The organism is Burkholderia alba (assembly GCF_034721475.1).
Taxonomy (GTDB): domain Bacteria; phylum Pseudomonadota; class Gammaproteobacteria; order Burkholderiales; family Burkholderiaceae; genus Burkholderia; species Burkholderia alba.
Genome location: NZ_JAWJWL010000003.1, coordinates 114,745 through 129,538, shown reverse-complemented (window position 1 = coordinate 129,538; position 14,794 = coordinate 114,745). Strand labels below are relative to the sequence as shown.

The following is a 14,794-nucleotide window of genomic DNA, read 5'->3' as shown; positions in this document are numbered from 1 at the left end:
CGTCCCGTTCGCATCGATTCGATCGGGATCTGTCGATCAACGCCGAGCGATCACGCCGGCGCCGATCGATGCCGGGTTCGGCGAATTGCGCATGGAGTTCGGTCTCGAGGGCCGATCAGCGTCGTCGCGACAGCTCGCTGCCGGGCCAATTAACCCGGCTTTTCCGGCAGCGGTCGCCATCGGCGCCCGCCATGCGTACGTCGAACGAAAACGATCCGCGTCAACGTCATAGGCGACCGGACGGCAGGTAGACAGCAGCGCACTGGACGCGACAAGGGACCGTGTCCCGCCTCCTAACTCCCGTAACGTCCTCAGGCTGCCGGAAGCCCGACGCGTATCGAATCGCGCCATCGGCACGGAGCAACCGGATCTCCACAAGCGGCCGCGGAAATGGCGTTGGCCGATCCACGCGCTCCAGTCATGAGATCGCGCCGGCCTTCGCCGGCGCTTGATTCGAACCGGCCAGAACGACCAGTATCGTCGCACCGGCAGGAGACGGCGCGACATACGCGTGCGGCCGGGACGACGAGAACATCGCGCTTTCGCCCGCGCGCAGCACGGTCGGCTCCGCATGGTCGAAATGCAGTTCAAGCTCCCCCGACAGCACATAGCAGAACTCCTCGCCTTCGTGGCCTGCCAGTCCCCCCGCCTCTTCAAGCGTGCGCGCGTCGACCTGCATGCGCAGCGGCGTCATGCCGGTCGAGCTATCGTGATGCAGCAACGAATATTCGTATGGGATACCGGCAATTCGGGTGGTGACGACCTCCTCCGAGCGGCAGACGCTCAGCCGGTTGCGGCGTCGCGGCAGGCTTGTCAACACATCCCGCCAGTCGAAACCCATGCCTTCGATGATCTTGAGCAGCATGCCGAATGTCGGCGACATCTTGTTGGTCTCGATGCGCGAGAACGTCGCCGCGGGCACGCCGGTCAATTGGCTGGCCGCCTCAAGCGTCAGTTCGCGCGACTGGCGTAGCGCACGCAGCCGCTGGCCGATCTTGTCGGCAGGGGTTTGCAGGCGTTCGCGCCGCGACGGCTTGATCGGCAACGCGGAGAAGATCGACGCGACGCGGCTTTTCGTTTTCATGGCTTTCGGATGAATTTTTACGGATACGTAACGCAAATATATAGCAAATACAATTGCTTGAATCGCAAAATATAAATGCCTTGAGCACGCACGGCAACAGGCGTAGATTGGCTTCGCGATGACATGACGTAGCACGACGCCCTGAACGCCAGCATGTTTTCATGCCCTTTAATTTACGTATCCGTAAATCATCGGAGCGTCACCCGACACGGAACGCCGGGACACGTCGGGCATCGCGGCATTGCACGAGAGATCGGAGAGAAGCCGAGGCGGCCGCACGCCCTCCGATTTACAGATACGTAATTTCATGAGGATTGGATAATGAACCGGAATGACGATCGGACACAGGGCGCGTATCGTGCCGAGGGCTGGGTGCAATGGGCGGACCAGCCGGAACTGAGCTTCCAGTTTGCGCGCACGCTCGGCGCCGCACAGGAGGGGGCGAGCCTGATCAGCGAGTGCTTCCGCGCGGCATCGCGGATGACGCCCGGCAACACCGAGAGCTGGTACCGCGAATGGCAGGCGCTGGCGAAAGCCAGCGAACAGCGCGCGAACGATGCGTTCGAGCGCGGATGCGTTCGCACGGCCAGCAGCAACTGGCTTCGGGCAGCGAACTACTATCGCTCGTCGGAGTTCTATCTCGGGCATGAGGACGCGCGCCGGATCGACACGTTCGACCGTGTCGAGCGCTGCTCGCATCGCTATCTCGCGGGTCTGACGCCCGCCGGCGAGATCGTCAAGGTGCCGTATGGGAACGACGCGCACCTCGACGCCTATTTCATTCCGTGCGCCGGCGCGGACGTCCGATCGCCGGCGGTGATCGCGTTCGGCGGGCTGGATGAATACAAGGACGAACTTCTCCACGAGATGCCCAAGCACGCCCTCCCGCGCGGGATGTCGCTGCTGCTGGTGGACCTGCCCGGACAGGGCGGCACGCTGAGGCGACAAAAGATCGTCAATCGCCCCGATACGGAAGTGCCGGTGGGCGCCTGCGTCGATTACCTGCTGACTCGCGGCGACGTCGATCCGGGCAGGATTGCGCTGTATGGCGCCAGCGTCGGGGGCGTGTATGCGGCGCGCGCCGCCTCGTTTGAGAAGCGCATTGTCGCGGTGGTGTCGGACTCGGTGATGTTCGACATGTCGTCGCTGTTTGCGACCTGGATGGGGGCCCCGGACAAGCTCATCTGGGGGCACCTGAAATGGGTGTTCGGCTGTGCCACGCTCGAGGGCGTCGTCGAGAAAGCCAAGGCGTTCACCCTCTCGGGCGTGATCGACGGGATCTCGGTTCCCTACCTCGTGCTGCAGGGCACGGAAGACTGGCTCGGCCTGAAGACGGCAACCGATACCTACGACTATGCGAAGGGGCGTGGCGTCAAGGCCGAGCTCAAGCTGTTCCGTCCGGAGGAAACGGGGGCGGCGCATTGCCAGATCGACAACCCGACGCTGGGTCAGGAATACCTCTGCGACTGGCTTGCGATTCAGTTGGGCATCGATCAGCGCGCGGTGCAGCGCCGAACGCAGGCCTTGGCTTGAATGATGTGAACGGCGGTCCGCTTGCGTCGTCATCCAGGGCCGCCGACCGATCGCGAAACCATGGCGAGGCGCAGGTCCGGCATACGCGCGCAGTCAGAAGCGGCCGGACCGCCCGGGCCTGGGACGCCCTTGCGGCGCCCGCAACGGCATCGAATCCTCGAGGACACCGCATGCGCCCGACGTCGACCGCAGTCACGGCCCGGGCTATCGCGTCCCGGGACGTATGCCGCGCGACACCCGGTAGCGCGCGCCCCGGATCGCGCGAAGCATGCCTGCCCTCCCCCTTGGCAACCCGCGGCTAACCCAAGAGGCGACTGAAGCGCTGCTCGACGACCTTGGCACCCCATTGCGCTCCTTCGGATTCGCCGGTAAGCGCAAAGCCGAACGATTCATACAGATGGCGGGCTGAATCGAGGCCCTTGAACGTCCAGAGATACGTCTGCCGAAACCGCTGATCGTCGACGAAACGCATTGCACGCGTCATGAGGTGCCGCCCGATACCCGAGCCGCGCAATGAATCGTCCACGATGAACCAGCGCAAATGCGCGACCCCTGAAGCGCTGTCCCCATCGATCGCGAGAGAAGCGAGAGAGCGGCCGTTCTCGACGTAGCGCCACAAAGCCTTACCTTCGGCCGGGAGCGCGCCCGCGAACGCCGCAAGCTCCGTTGCGACCTTCTTCTCGAAGAACGACCCGAACCCCCAATGCTCCGCATAGAAGCGCGCGTGCAGGCTCGCAATGTCGCCGATGCAGCCGGGTTGATAGCCTTCGGCGATGTATGCGGTTTCCGGCTTCGAAGCGGGCGCATTGGCGTCGTTGTCCTGCGCCAATGCCCCGGCATACAGCGCAAGCGCGCGGAGCAAGGTTTGCTGATCGGCGGGCACCATCCGCCGCAGCGCGTTCGACACCTGATCCGTTGCGAACCGGTCGATCTTCTTGCGCAGCTTTTCTCCCTCCGCGGTCAAGTACAGCTCGAACGCTCGCGCATCGTCGCTGGACACGCGACGCTCCACAAATCCGGCCGCTTCGAGGCGGGCAACTTGCCGGCTGGTATTCGATTTGTCCAGTCGCAGCACATACCCCAGATCCTTCGCGCTGCTGCCCGGCTTCATGCCGATTTCAAGAACGGCATGAACCGCCGACGGCGCGAGATCGCTGTCGGCCAAGGTGGCGCGCATGAAGCCCAGCTCGCGGACCAGTTTTCGGGAGAAATCGCGAAGCTCCAGGATGGTCGCGTCGCGGGTTTTAGCGGGAACGTCGATGAAATCCATGATCGGACCGAAAAGTTGCGAATCGCAACCAACAATAGTTGCGGAGCGCAACTTAGTCAAAATGGATTTTGACGGCATGAGGATGAAGGACCCGCTCTCGCCGAAGAGAGGGTCGACAGCCGGGCGATGCGCCGACGGCGACTCGGCAGTCATTGAGCCCCGCTGCCGTTTGACGATCGATTTCGAGCGGCAAAACAAAAACCCCCGCAAGCCATTAGCTTGACGGGGGTTTTGCGTGATTCTGGCGGAAAGGGTGGGATTCGAACCCACGGTACGGTATAACCGTACACCGGATTTCGAGTCCGGCGCATTCGACCACTCTGCCACCTTTCCTGCGCTTCAATCACCGGCAGGTCGTTTCCGGCGAAGCAAAGATTATAGAACAGTTCGACACCGACTTCCAAGTTTTTTCTTCATCGGATTGGCCGGCCGGCGCGGGTTCCATCGCTCGTCCGATCAGCCCGCCTGCAACGGACGCTCGATGCGTTCGAGCCCACCCATATACGGACGCAGCGCCACCGGCACCGTCACCGAGCCGTCGGCATTCTGGTAGTTCTCCAGCACCGCGACGAGCGTGCGGCCCACCGCGAGACCCGACCCGTTCAGCGTATGCACGAGTTCGGGCTTGCCCTGCGCATTGCGATACCGCGCCTGCATCCGGCGCGCCTGAAACGACTCGGTATTCGAGCAGCTGGAAATCTCGCGATAGGTATGCTGCGCGGGCAGCCACACCTCGAGATCGAACGTCTTGCTGGCGGAGAACCCCATGTCACCCGTGCACAGCGTGATCACGCGATACGGGAGTTCGAGCTTCTGCAGGATCGCCTCCGCATGCCCCACCATCTCGTTCAGCGCGTCATACGACGTTTCCGGCGCAACCACCTGCACCATCTCGACCTTGTCGAACTGATGCTGGCGGATCATCCCGCGCGTATCGCGCCCGTACGAGCCCGCTTCCGAGCGGAAGCACGGCGAATGCGCGGTCAGCTTGATCGGCAGTGCGCTCGCGTCGACGATCGAATCGCGCACGGTGTTGGTCAGCGAAATCTCCGACGTCGAGATCAGGTATTGGGTGACCGTATTCTCCGCGCCGCCCTTCTCCACGCGGAACATGTCGTCCGCGAACTTCGGCAACTGGCCCGTACCGTACAGAATCTCGGGATTCACGATGTACGGCGTGTAGGTCTCGGTATAGCCGTGCTGCTGCGTATGCGTATCGATCATGAGCTGCGCGAGCGCGCGGTGCAGCCGGGCGATCGGGCCGCGCAGCATCGTGAAGCGCGCGCCGGACAGCTTCGCGCCCGTTTCGAAGTCGAGGCCGAGCGGCGTGCCGACGTCGACGTGATCCTTCACCTCGAAGTCGAACTGCCGCGGCGTGCCCCAGCGGTGCAGCTCGACATTCCCCGCCTCGTCCTTGCCGACGGGCACGCTGTCGTGCGCCAGATTCGGCATGCCGAGCATCAGCTCGGCCACGCGCGCCTGGATCTCGTCGAGCTTGACGGCCGACGCCTTCATTTCGTCGCCGATGCCGCCGACTTCCGCCATCACCGACGACGTGTCCTCGCCCCGCCCCTTCATCGCGCCGATCTGCTTCGACAGGCTGTTGCGGCGCGCCTGCAGTTCTTCGGTGCGGGTCTGGATCGCCCGGCGTTCCGCTTCGAGCGCGGAAAACGCGGCGACGTCGAGGATGTAGCCGCGATCGGCGAGGCGCTTCGCGACGCCGTCGAGGTCTTTGCGCAGCAACTGGATGTCGAGCATGGGAGGACAGAAAATCGTTGTATGAAAGCGGAATTCTAACGCACCGCGGTCCCGCCACGGTGGACGGGCCGGCCCCGCCGCGCGGGAATATCGAGAAAACACATGCCGAACGGCTCGTGTCAGTATGTCGGCTCGCGGCGCCGGCACGGCCGTCGCCCTGCATTCAATCCAAGCCTGACGGAAGCCCCCATGACCATCGAACTCGACAAGGACGTGCGCGATCGCGCGATCGCATCGCTGCAGCGCTACTTCACCGCCAATCTCGACGAACCGATCGGCAACATCCAGGCCGGCGCGCTGCTCAATTTCTTCGTCGAGGAAATCGCGCCGGTGATCTACAACCTCGCGGTCGCCGACGCGCAGGAACGGCTCCATGCGCGCGTCGCCGAACTCGACATCGAATGCCACGAGGAACCGTTCGACTACTGGAGGAAATTCGACCGGAAACGCTAGTCCTGTTTGCCGGCTTCCTGGTCCAGCCCGCGCAGCCATGCCAGCTTCTCGGCGATCTTGGTCTCGAGCCCGCGCGGCACCGGCTGATACCAGCGCGGCTCGCGCATGCCGTCCGGCAGATACGATTCGCCTGCCGCATACGCATTCGGCTCGTCGTGCGCGTAGCGGTACGCGTGGCCGTAGCCCAGTTCCTTCATCAGCTTGGTCGGCGCGTTGCGCAGGTGCACCGGCACCTCGCGCGACTTGTCCTGCCTGACGAACGCCATCGCCGCGTTGAATGCGTTGTAGCCCGCGTTGCTCTTCGCCGCGCACGCGAGATAGATCACCGCCTGCGCGAGCGCCAGTTCGCCCTCGGGCGAGCCGAGCCGTTCGTAGGTCTGAGCCGCGTCGTTCGCGACCTGCATCGCGCGCGGGTCGGCGAGGCCGATGTCTTCCCACGCCATCCGCACGATGCGGCGCGAGAGATACGTCGGATCCGCGCCGCCGTCGAACATCCGGCACAGCCAGTACAGCGCGCCGTCCGGGCTGGAGCCGCGCACGGACTTGTGCAGCGCCGAGATCTGGTCGTAGAAGTTGTCGCCGCCCTTGTCGAAGCGGCGCGCGTTTAGCGTCATCGCATTGCTGACGAACGCGGCGTCGACCGCGGCGACGCCCGCCGAGCGCGCCGCCGTCTGCGCCTGTTCGAGCAGGTTGAGAAAACGTCGCGCGTCGCCGTCCGCATAGCCCACGAGCGTGTCGACCGCGAGGTCGTCGAACGCGAGGCCGTCGAGCGCCACGTCCTGCGCACGCTTCAGCAACTGGCGCATCTCGTCGTCGGTCAGCGACTTGAGCACGTACACCTGCGCGCGCGACAACAGCGCCGAATTCACCTCGAAGCTCGGATTCTCGGTCGTCGCGCCGATGAACGTCACGAGACCGGACTCGACGAACGGCAGCAGCGCATCCTGCTGCCCCTTGTTGAAACGGTGGATCTCGTCGACGAACAGGATCGTATGGCGGCCGGTGCGGTTGAGCGTGTCCTTCGCCTGCTCCATCGACTCGCGGATATCCTTCACGCCGCTCAGCACCGCCGACAGTGCGATGAACTCACAATCGAAGGCGAGCGCCGTGAGGCGCGCGAGCGTCGTCTTGCCGACGCCCGGCGGCCCCCACAGAATCATCGAATGCGGCCTGCCCGATTCGAACGCCAGCCTCAGCGGCTTGCCTTCGCCCAGCAGGTGCGTCTGGCCAATCACCTCGGCGAGCGTCTTCGGGCGCAGCGCTTCGGCGAGCGGCCGGCGCGGCTCGACTTGAAACAGGTCGGACATGGACCTCGGCTCCCACAAAAAACGGTAGCGGCATCGTGCGCCGCCGGACCGCACATTATGACAGCGGCACGGCGGACGGGCTCGGCGGAGGCCGTCCGCCGCCCTGGCGATGCGGGCGGTCCGCACGGGGAACGCGCAAAAGCCGCCGTGTCCGCCCTGCGCCTGCCCGCCCCTCGCGGCCATCGCGTTCGCCAAACGAAACGGGCCCGCCATCGCTGGCGGGCCCGGCCATCGGCCGATACGGCGGCGTTCAGCCGGTGATCACGTCCGCGCCCTTCGGCACGACGAACCTGAACTGATCGGCCTTGAGCGGCGGATTCGTCTGGATGTTGGTGAAAGTCAGCAAGGTGACGTTGCCGAACACGTCGTGCAATTCCATCGCCGCGAGCGTACCGTTCCGGAAACCGATCCCGATCCGCTGGAACTGCGTGTCCTGGGACTTCGGCAGCATGTCGAGCCAGTCGATCCCGCCCTTCTCGCCCGCATCGCGCAGCGTGTAGTTCTTGTCGAGATCGTTGCTGCCGAACAGGATCGCGGCCGGGCTCGCGCCGAGCGCGCCCGCCAGCTTGCGCTCGGTGACCTGGTTCAGATCCTTGTCGTAGACGTAGAGCTTGTCGCCGTCCGCCTGCAGCACCTGCTGATAGGGCTTCTCGTACGACCAGATGAATTTGCCTGGGCGCGCGAACACGAAGCTGCCGCTCGAGTTGTCGTTCGGCTTCTGGGTGGCCAACGCGCCGCTTGCGCCCTTCGACGGCGCCTTGACGATCTGCTGCGTGAATTCACCCTTCGCCGCATGCACCTGCGTGACGAATGCCTTCAACTGCTCGGTGCCGCTCGCGAACGCATGCGACGCGGCCAGCATCAGCGCGGCACCCGCGAGCACCGCGCCGAACCGGCGCACGAACCCGGGCTTCGAATCCTGTTTCAACTGAACTGCCAACGACGATTGCTGCATGCTGAGTTTTCTCCCTGGATGGCCGGCGCAACGCAGTTGCGGCACGGCCGGATGCGGATTCATTCCGCGTCGCGCGCCGGCGCGAGAATTTCACGGTTGCCGCTCGACGACATCGCCGACACGAGCCCCGACTGCTCCATCTGCTCCAGCAGCCGGGCCGCGCGGTTGTAGCCGATCCGCAGATGGCGCTGCACGAGCGAGATGGATGCGCGGCGATTCTTGATCACGACCTCGACCGCCTGGTCGTACAGCGGATCGGACTCGCCGCCGCCTTCGCCGGCGCCCGCCGAGCCTTCATCGCCGTCGGCGATGCCGCCTTCGAGCAAGCCTTCGATATAGTTCGGCTCGCCGTGTTCCTTTAGTTTTTCGACGACGCGATGCACCTCGTCGTCCGATACGAACGCGCCATGCACGCGCACCGGCAGCCCGCTGCCCGGCGGCAGGTACAGCATGTCGCCCATGCCGAGCAGCGATTCCGCGCCCATCTGGTCGAGAATCGTGCGCGAATCGATCTTCGACGACACCTGGAACGCGATCCGGGTCGGCACGTTCGCCTTGATCAGCCCGGTGATCACGTCGACCGACGGACGCTGCGTCGCGAGAATCAGATGAATGCCCGCCGCGCGCGCCTTCTGCGCGATCCGCGCGATCAGTTCCTCGACCTTCTTGCCGACCACCATCATCAGGTCGGCCAACTCGTCGATCACGACGACGATGTGCGGCAGCCGGCCGAGCGGCTCCGGATCGTCCGGCGTCAGGCTGAACGGATTCGGGATCTTGTCCTCGCGCTTGTGCGCATCCTCGATCTTGTTGTTGTAGCCCGCGAGGTTGCGCACGCCGAGCTTGCTCATCAGCTTGTAGCGGCGCTCCATCTCCGCCACCGTCCAGTTGAGCGCGTGGCCCGCCTGGCGCATATCGGTGACGACCGGGCAAAGCAGGTGCGGAATGCCTTCGTAGACACTCATTTCGAGCATCTTCGGATCGATCAGGATCAGCCGGACCTGCTCGGCGGTCGCCTTGTACAGCAGCGACAGGATCATCGCGTTGATCCCGACCGACTTGCCCGAGCCGGTCGTGCCGGCCACCAGCAGGTGGGGCATCTTCGCGAGATCGGCGCAGACCGGCTTGCCGCCGATATCCTTGCCGAGCCCGATGGTCAGCAGCGACGACGCGGCCGCATACACCTCGGAGCCGAGAATTTCGGACAGGCGCACCGTCTGGCGGCGCTGGTTCGGCAATTCGAGCGCCATGTAGTTCTTGCCGGGGATCGTCTCGACGACCCGCACCGACACGAGCGACAGCGAGCGCGCCAGATCCTTCGCGAGATTGACGATCTGGCTGCCCTTCACGCCCGTGGCGGGCTCGATCTCGTAGCGCGTGACGACGGGGCCCGGATAGGCGGCCACGACACTCACCTCGACGCCGAAATCCTTCAATTTCTTTTCGATCAGCCGCGACGTGAATTCGAGCGTGTCGGCCGGAATCGATTCCTGGGTCTGCGGCGCCGGATCGAGCAGCGAGACCGCCGGCAGCGTCGAGTCTCCCGGCAGGTCGGTGAACAGCGGCACCTGGCGCTCCTTCTCGACCCGCTCGGACTTTGCCGGCGTGACGATCGGCGGCACAATCGTCACCGGCTCGTGGTCCTCGATCCTGACCCGCTCTTCCTCGACCTTGCCCTCGCGCCGCACCGCGGCGGCCTCGCCGAGCTTGCGGTCGCGCTCGGCCTCGCGGCGCAGCTTCGCCAGCGTGACGGCGGAGATGATCCCGTCGCCGACGCGCTCCGCCACCGACAGCCACGAGAACCGGAAATACAGCGACAGGCCGATCGCGAACGCGACCAGCAGCGCGAGCGTGCCGCCCGTGAAGCCGAACGCATGCGACATGCCGCGCGCGACCGTCTCGCCGACGACGCCGCCCGGCGCGCGCGGCAGCTGAACCTTCAGCGACCACATCCGCAGCGCCTCGATACCGTCGCTCGCCAGCAGCACCAACACGAACGCGAAGCCCTCCGCGAGCCAGCTGGCGGGCTTGCGCGGCTCTTCGGGCAGTCCGTCGTGGCGGGTGATCCGGCGGTAGTTCGACGCGATCCGGCGCGCGAGCAGCACGACGAGCCAGTACGCGGACAGCCCGAACAGCAGCAGCATGATGTCCGCCGTCCACGCGCCGACGCGCCCGGCCCAGTTCGAGATGTGGTCGACCTGCGCGGCGTGGGTCCAGCTCGGGTCGCGCCGGCTGTAGCTCAGGAGCGCCATCAGCAGGAACGCGAACACCGCGACCTGCAGAATCCAGCGGATCTCGGTGAGCAGCCGCGACATGCGGTGCGGCAACGCCTGCGCCTGAGCGGTATAAGGAGCTTTTGCCATGAATCCGTTTAGATAGGGCGGCCCGCTGGCCGCCGATCGTTCGATCCGGCCTATTGTAAACGCTGCGCCGCTCCGGCAAGTGTAAATGACGGTAACGCCGGCCCGCCCAAAGGCTATCGCCGCGATTGAAACTGCCGTTCGGCAGTGCAGCATGCGGGCCTTTATAATGCGCATTCCATACCCAACTACAGCGGTATTCCGCGGCCGGCGATCCGGCCGCACCAGGCCGTCCGGCTGCGCTACCCCGCCCCGCCCGGCCGTTTTTTACGGATCTTGCCCATGTCCACGCCCAAACACGCCAAAGTTCTGATCCTCGGTTCCGGCCCCGCCGGCTATACGGCCGCCGTCTATGCCGCCCGCGCCAACCTGTCGCCGCTGCTCATCACGGGCATCGCGCAAGGCGGGCAACTGATGACCACGACCGACGTCGAGAACTGGCCGGCGGACGCGAAGGGCGTGCAGGGCCCCGAACTGATGCAGCGCTTCCTCGAGCACGCCGAGCGCTTCAACACCGAAATCGTGTTCGATCACATCCACACCGCCAAGCTGAACGAAAAGCCGATCCGCCTGATCGGCGATTCGGGCGAGTACACCTGCGACGCGCTGATCATCTCGACGGGCGCCTCCGCGCAGTACCTCGGCCTGGCGTCCGAAGAGGCGTTCATGGGCAAGGGCGTATCCGCCTGCGCGACCTGCGACGGTTTCTTCTACAAGAACCAGAACGTCGCCGTGGTCGGCGGCGGCAACACGGCCGTCGAAGAGGCGCTGTACCTGACCGGCATCGCGAAGAAGGTCACGGTGATCCATCGCCGCGACAAGTTCCGCGCCGAGCCGATCCTGATCGATCGCCTGCTCGAGAAGGAAAAGGAAGGGCAGGTCGAGATCAAATGGAACCACGTGCTCGACGAAGTGACGGGCGACGATTCCGGCGTGTCCGGCCTGCGCATCAAGCACGCGCAAACCGGCGCGACCGAGGACATCGCCGTGCAGGGCCTGTTCGTCGCGATCGGCCACAAGCCGAACACCGACATCTTCAAGGGCCAGTTGGAAATGAAGGACGGCTACATCATCACGAACAGCGGCCTGTCGGGCAACGCGACCGGTACGAGCGTCGCGGGCGTGTTCGCCGCGGGCGACGTGCAGGATCACATCTACCGTCAGGCGATCACCAGCGCGGGCACGGGCTGCATGGCCGCGCTCGACGCACAGCGCTACCTCGAGAGCCTGCACGACCGCAAGTAAGCGCCGGGCGCGGAGCGGACGCTACAATGGCGTCCGCCGCGTGCACGCCGCCGCCGTCCAGACAAGGCCGCTGCCGCTCGCGCAGCGGCCTTTTCACGTCCGCGGGCGATACGCCGGTCCGCGCCGGCGCATCGCCCGCCTTCGAGCACCCGAACCATCATGGCGAAAAACCAGCCTCATCCGAGCGATCCCGCCAAGCGGCGCGCCGCCGCCCAGCCGGCCACGCCGGCCCGAGCAGCCCCCGCGCCGGCGCCCGCCGACACCGAACTGCGCGGCCAGGGCCTCGCGGGCCTCGGCGCGCTGCGCAGCGCGCTCAAGGGCGACGCCGAGCGCCGCGAGCGCGAGCGCGTCGAAACCCGCAAGGCCGCGCGCGAAGCCGCCGCCGATGCCGACCTGTTCCGCCGCGAGATCGGCGCGACCACGCCGCTCACGCCCCCCGAACGGGCGACGCCCGGCCGCGTGCCGCCGCCGCCCGTGCCCAAGCAGACCCGGCGCGACGAGGAAGCCGTCCTGTCGGAAACGCTCTCCGACGAGTTCGACCCGGAGACGCTGCTCGACAGCGACGAAACGCTCTACTACCACCGTCCCGGCATCAGCGGCGAGGTGGTGCGCAAGCTGCGCAGCGGCGCATGGATCGTCCAGGCGCAGCTCGACCTGCACGGCATGCGCCGCGACGAGGCCCGCGAGGCACTCGCCGAATTCATCCGCGAAGCGGTCAAGAAAGGGCTGCGCTGCCTGCGCGTGATCCACGGCAAGGGGCTCGGCTCGGTCGGCAAGGAGCCGGTGCTGAAAGGCAAGGTGCGCGCATGGCTGGTGCAGAAGGAAGAAGTGATCGCGTTCTGCCAGGCGCGCGGCCACGACGGCGGCGCGGGCGCGGTGCTGGTGCTGCTGCAGCCGTCGCCCGCCCCGGGCGAACGGGGGCCGCGTGCCGCACCCTAGACTGACGCTCGCGATCGCGGTGCTGGAGGCGATCGCGACGCTGGCCTTCGCGATCTCCGGCTTCGTCGAGGCGCGCAAGAACCGGCTCGATTCGGTCGGCACGTTCTTCATCGCGCTGGCGACCGCGTTCGGCGGCGGCACCGCGCGCGACATCATGCTGGAGCGCCGCCCGTTCTACTGGGTCGAGCACCAGAACTACGTGATCGTGATCTTCGCGCTGGCGCTGTTCGCGCCGCTGGTACTGAGGATGATGTCGCGGCTGTCCGCGGAGCGGATGCTGCTCGTCGCCGACGCGATCGGCCTGGGCATCTTCAGCATCTCCGGCACGTCGATCGCGCTCGACGCCGAGATGCCCTACTTCATCGCCGTCATGATGGGCGTCATCACCGGGGTGTTCGGCGGCATCATCCGCGACGTGCTGTGCAACGACATCCCGCTGATCCTGCGCGATTCCCGGCCCTACGCGACCTGCGCGTTCGTCGGCTGCTGGTTCTATCTGCTGCTGGTCTGGCTGCAGGTCGATTCGGTCTACAGCGTGCTGCTCGCCACGGGCTTCATCCTGATCGCCCGCCTCGTCACCTACAAGCTCGACGTGCGCCTGCCGCACTGACCGCAATAAAAAACGCGAGGGCCACCGGGGCGCCTCGCGTCTTGTCAGAGCCTGCCGCGCCGCGCGGGCGCGGCATCCGCCGTCACGCGATCCGCGCTTCCGTCGCCGGGTCGAACACCACGGCCTTCGACACGTCGAACAGCAGCGTCAGGTTCTGCAGCGGACGCGGGTCGGCGGCCGGGTGCACGCGGCTCACGATGCGCTTGCCGTTCACCTGCGCGAACACGTGCGTGTCCGGGCCGGTCGGCTCCGTCACGTCGACCGTCACTTCGATCGGCTGCAGCCCCGACGCTTCGCCGCTGTGCGCGCTGCGCGCGTCGGTGATGCGCTCCGGCCGCAGCCCGAGGATCACGTCGCGGCCGACATGCCCGTTCATCCGCTTCGCGTCGAACGGCAGGTTGAGCACGCCGCGCGTCGGACCGGTGTCGATCTCGAGCCCGACGCCGCTGCCTTGCTCCACCAGCTTGCCGTTGATGAAGTTCATCGGCGGCGCGCCGATGAAGCCCGCGACGAACAGGTTCGACGGCGAATCGTAGATGTCCTGCGGCGCGCCGAACTGCTGGACGACGCCGTCCTTCATCACCGCGATGCGGTCGCCGAGCGTCATGGCCTCGATCTGGTCGTGCGTCACGTAGACGATCGTCGTGCCGAGACGCTGATGCAGCAGCTTGATTTCCGAGCGCATCTCGATCCGCAGCTTCGCGTCGAGGTTCGACAGCGGCTCGTCGAACAGGAACAGCGCGGGATCGCGCGCCAGCGCGCGGCCCATCGCCACCCGCTGGCGCTGGCCGCCCGACAGCTGGCCCGGCTTGCGCTCGAGCAGGTGCTCGATCTGCAGCATCGACGACACGCGATCGACGATCTGCTTCTGCTCCGGCTTCGGCACCTTGCGGATATTGAGGCCGAACGAGATGTTCTCGCGCACCGTCATCGACGGATAGAGCGCATACGACTGGAACACCATCGCGATATCGCGGTCTTTCGGCGACAGGTCGTTGACGACGTTGCCGTCGATGCGGATCTCGCCGCTCGTCACGGTCTCGAGGCCCGCGATCATGTTCAGCAGCGTCGATTTCCCGCAGCCCGAGCCGCCGACCAGAATCAGGAACTGGCCGTCCTCGATGTCGATGTCGACACCCTTCAGAACCGGCACCCCATTCGGGTAGGTCTTGTACACGTCACGGATGGAAAGGCTTGCCATGCTGTGAATCCTCTGTCTCTGTGCGGCGTGAGCGTCACGCCATGTCCTATCGGTTCGCCGCGCGGGCGAGGCGCGCGCG

Annotated in this window: 12 protein-coding genes and 1 tRNA gene; 5 read left to right on the top strand and 8 right to left on the bottom strand. The window is 65.8% G+C overall.

The annotated features are described in order from the left end of the window. Positions 1-418: 418 nt before the first annotated feature. Complete coding sequence (locus tag RZR99_RS03975) at positions 419-1,219, bottom strand: helix-turn-helix domain-containing protein (protein WP_323118444.1); 801 nt, start codon at positions 1,217-1,219, stop codon at positions 419-421. Between the two features lie 186 nt (positions 1,220-1,405). On the opposite strand from RZR99_RS03975, the gene RZR99_RS03970 reads away from it, so the two are divergent. Beyond that, on the top strand, positions 1,406-2,617 hold the full coding sequence (locus tag RZR99_RS03970) for an alpha/beta hydrolase family protein (protein WP_323118443.1): 1,212 nt from the start codon (positions 1,406-1,408) through the stop codon (positions 2,615-2,617). A 298-nt stretch (positions 2,618-2,915) separates the two neighbouring features. On the opposite strand, the gene RZR99_RS03965 is transcribed toward RZR99_RS03970, so the two are convergent. From RZR99_RS03965 to serS, 3 genes are all read right to left on the bottom strand, one after another. Beyond that, the gene (locus RZR99_RS03965; protein WP_323118631.1) at positions 2,916-3,887 is read right to left on the bottom strand and encodes a bifunctional helix-turn-helix transcriptional regulator/GNAT family N-acetyltransferase; all 972 of its coding nucleotides are present in this window, start codon (positions 3,885-3,887) and stop codon (positions 2,916-2,918) included. A gap of 242 nt (positions 3,888-4,129) precedes the next feature. Continuing rightward, a tRNA-Ser gene (locus tag RZR99_RS03960) sits at positions 4,130-4,220 on the bottom strand. 123 nt (positions 4,221-4,343) lie between these two features. Next, complete coding sequence (serS, locus tag RZR99_RS03955) at positions 4,344-5,645, bottom strand: serine--tRNA ligase (RefSeq protein WP_323118442.1); 1,302 nt, start codon at positions 5,643-5,645, stop codon at positions 4,344-4,346. Positions 5,646-5,834: 189 nt separating this feature from the next. On the opposite strand from serS, the gene RZR99_RS03950 reads away from it, so the two are divergent. Further along, complete coding sequence (locus tag RZR99_RS03950; RefSeq protein ID WP_323118441.1) at positions 5,835-6,098, top strand: DUF2164 domain-containing protein; 264 nt, start codon at positions 5,835-5,837, stop codon at positions 6,096-6,098. On the opposite strand, the gene RZR99_RS03945 is transcribed toward RZR99_RS03950, so the two are convergent. The 3 genes from RZR99_RS03945 to RZR99_RS03935 all read right to left on the bottom strand — a co-directional run bounded on the left by RZR99_RS03945 (position 6,095) and on the right by RZR99_RS03935 (position 10,723). Next, positions 6,095-7,405, bottom strand: a complete 1,311-nt coding sequence (locus RZR99_RS03945; protein ID WP_323118440.1) for a replication-associated recombination protein A — start codon at positions 7,403-7,405, stop codon at positions 6,095-6,097. The genes RZR99_RS03950 and RZR99_RS03945 overlap by 4 nt on opposite strands. A gap of 250 nt (positions 7,406-7,655) precedes the next feature. After that, positions 7,656-8,360, bottom strand: a complete 705-nt coding sequence (gene lolA / locus RZR99_RS03940; RefSeq protein WP_323118439.1) for an outer membrane lipoprotein chaperone LolA — start codon at positions 8,358-8,360, stop codon at positions 7,656-7,658. A gap of 59 nt (positions 8,361-8,419) precedes the next feature. Next, positions 8,420-10,723: a DNA translocase FtsK gene (locus RZR99_RS03935; RefSeq protein WP_323118438.1), complete on the bottom strand. Its 2,304-nt coding sequence runs from the start codon at positions 10,721-10,723 to the stop codon at positions 8,420-8,422. A gap of 279 nt (positions 10,724-11,002) precedes the next feature. Here RZR99_RS03935 and trxB point away from each other — a divergent pair, with 279 nt between their 5' ends. From trxB to RZR99_RS03920, 3 genes are all read left to right on the top strand, one after another. Continuing rightward, complete coding sequence (gene trxB, locus RZR99_RS03930; RefSeq protein WP_323118437.1) at positions 11,003-11,965, top strand: thioredoxin-disulfide reductase; 963 nt, start codon at positions 11,003-11,005, stop codon at positions 11,963-11,965. A gap of 159 nt (positions 11,966-12,124) precedes the next feature. Then, positions 12,125-12,904, top strand: coding sequence for a Smr/MutS family protein (locus tag RZR99_RS03925; RefSeq protein ID WP_323118436.1), 780 nt, complete (start codon positions 12,125-12,127; stop codon positions 12,902-12,904). Beyond that, positions 12,891-13,514, top strand: coding sequence for a trimeric intracellular cation channel family protein (locus RZR99_RS03920; protein ID WP_323118435.1), 624 nt, complete (start codon positions 12,891-12,893; stop codon positions 13,512-13,514). Before RZR99_RS03925 ends, RZR99_RS03920 begins: the two co-directional genes overlap by 14 nt. An 82-nt stretch (positions 13,515-13,596) precedes the next feature. Here the strand turns inward: RZR99_RS03920 and RZR99_RS03915 are convergent, their stop codons facing one another. After that, positions 13,597-14,715: an ABC transporter ATP-binding protein gene (locus RZR99_RS03915; RefSeq protein WP_323118434.1), complete on the bottom strand. Its 1,119-nt coding sequence runs from the start codon at positions 14,713-14,715 to the stop codon at positions 13,597-13,599. Positions 14,716-14,794 lie beyond the last annotated feature (79 nt).

Coding starts and splice junctions, on each gene's coding strand:
- RZR99_RS03970 (WP_323118443.1), top strand. CDS start 1,406: ATGAACCGGAATGACGATCGGACACAGGGCGCGTATCGTGCCGAGGGC.
- lolA (WP_323118439.1), bottom strand. CDS start 8,360: ATGCAGCAATCGTCGTTGGCAGTTCAGTTGAAACAGGATTCGAAGCCC.
- RZR99_RS03965 (WP_323118631.1), bottom strand. CDS start 3,887: ATGGATTTCATCGACGTTCCCGCTAAAACCCGCGACGCGACCATCCTG.
- RZR99_RS03925 (WP_323118436.1), top strand. CDS start 12,125: ATGGCGAAAAACCAGCCTCATCCGAGCGATCCCGCCAAGCGGCGCGCC.
- trxB (WP_323118437.1), top strand. CDS start 11,003: ATGTCCACGCCCAAACACGCCAAAGTTCTGATCCTCGGTTCCGGCCCC.
- RZR99_RS03935 (WP_323118438.1), bottom strand. CDS start 10,723: ATGGCAAAAGCTCCTTATACCGCTCAGGCGCAGGCGTTGCCGCACCGC.
- RZR99_RS03915 (WP_323118434.1), bottom strand. CDS start 14,715: ATGGCAAGCCTTTCCATCCGTGACGTGTACAAGACCTACCCGAATGGG.
- RZR99_RS03945 (WP_323118440.1), bottom strand. CDS start 7,405: ATGTCCGACCTGTTTCAAGTCGAGCCGCGCCGGCCGCTCGCCGAAGCG.
- serS (WP_323118442.1), bottom strand. CDS start 5,645: ATGCTCGACATCCAGTTGCTGCGCAAAGACCTCGACGGCGTCGCGAAG.
- RZR99_RS03950 (WP_323118441.1), top strand. CDS start 5,835: ATGACCATCGAACTCGACAAGGACGTGCGCGATCGCGCGATCGCATCG.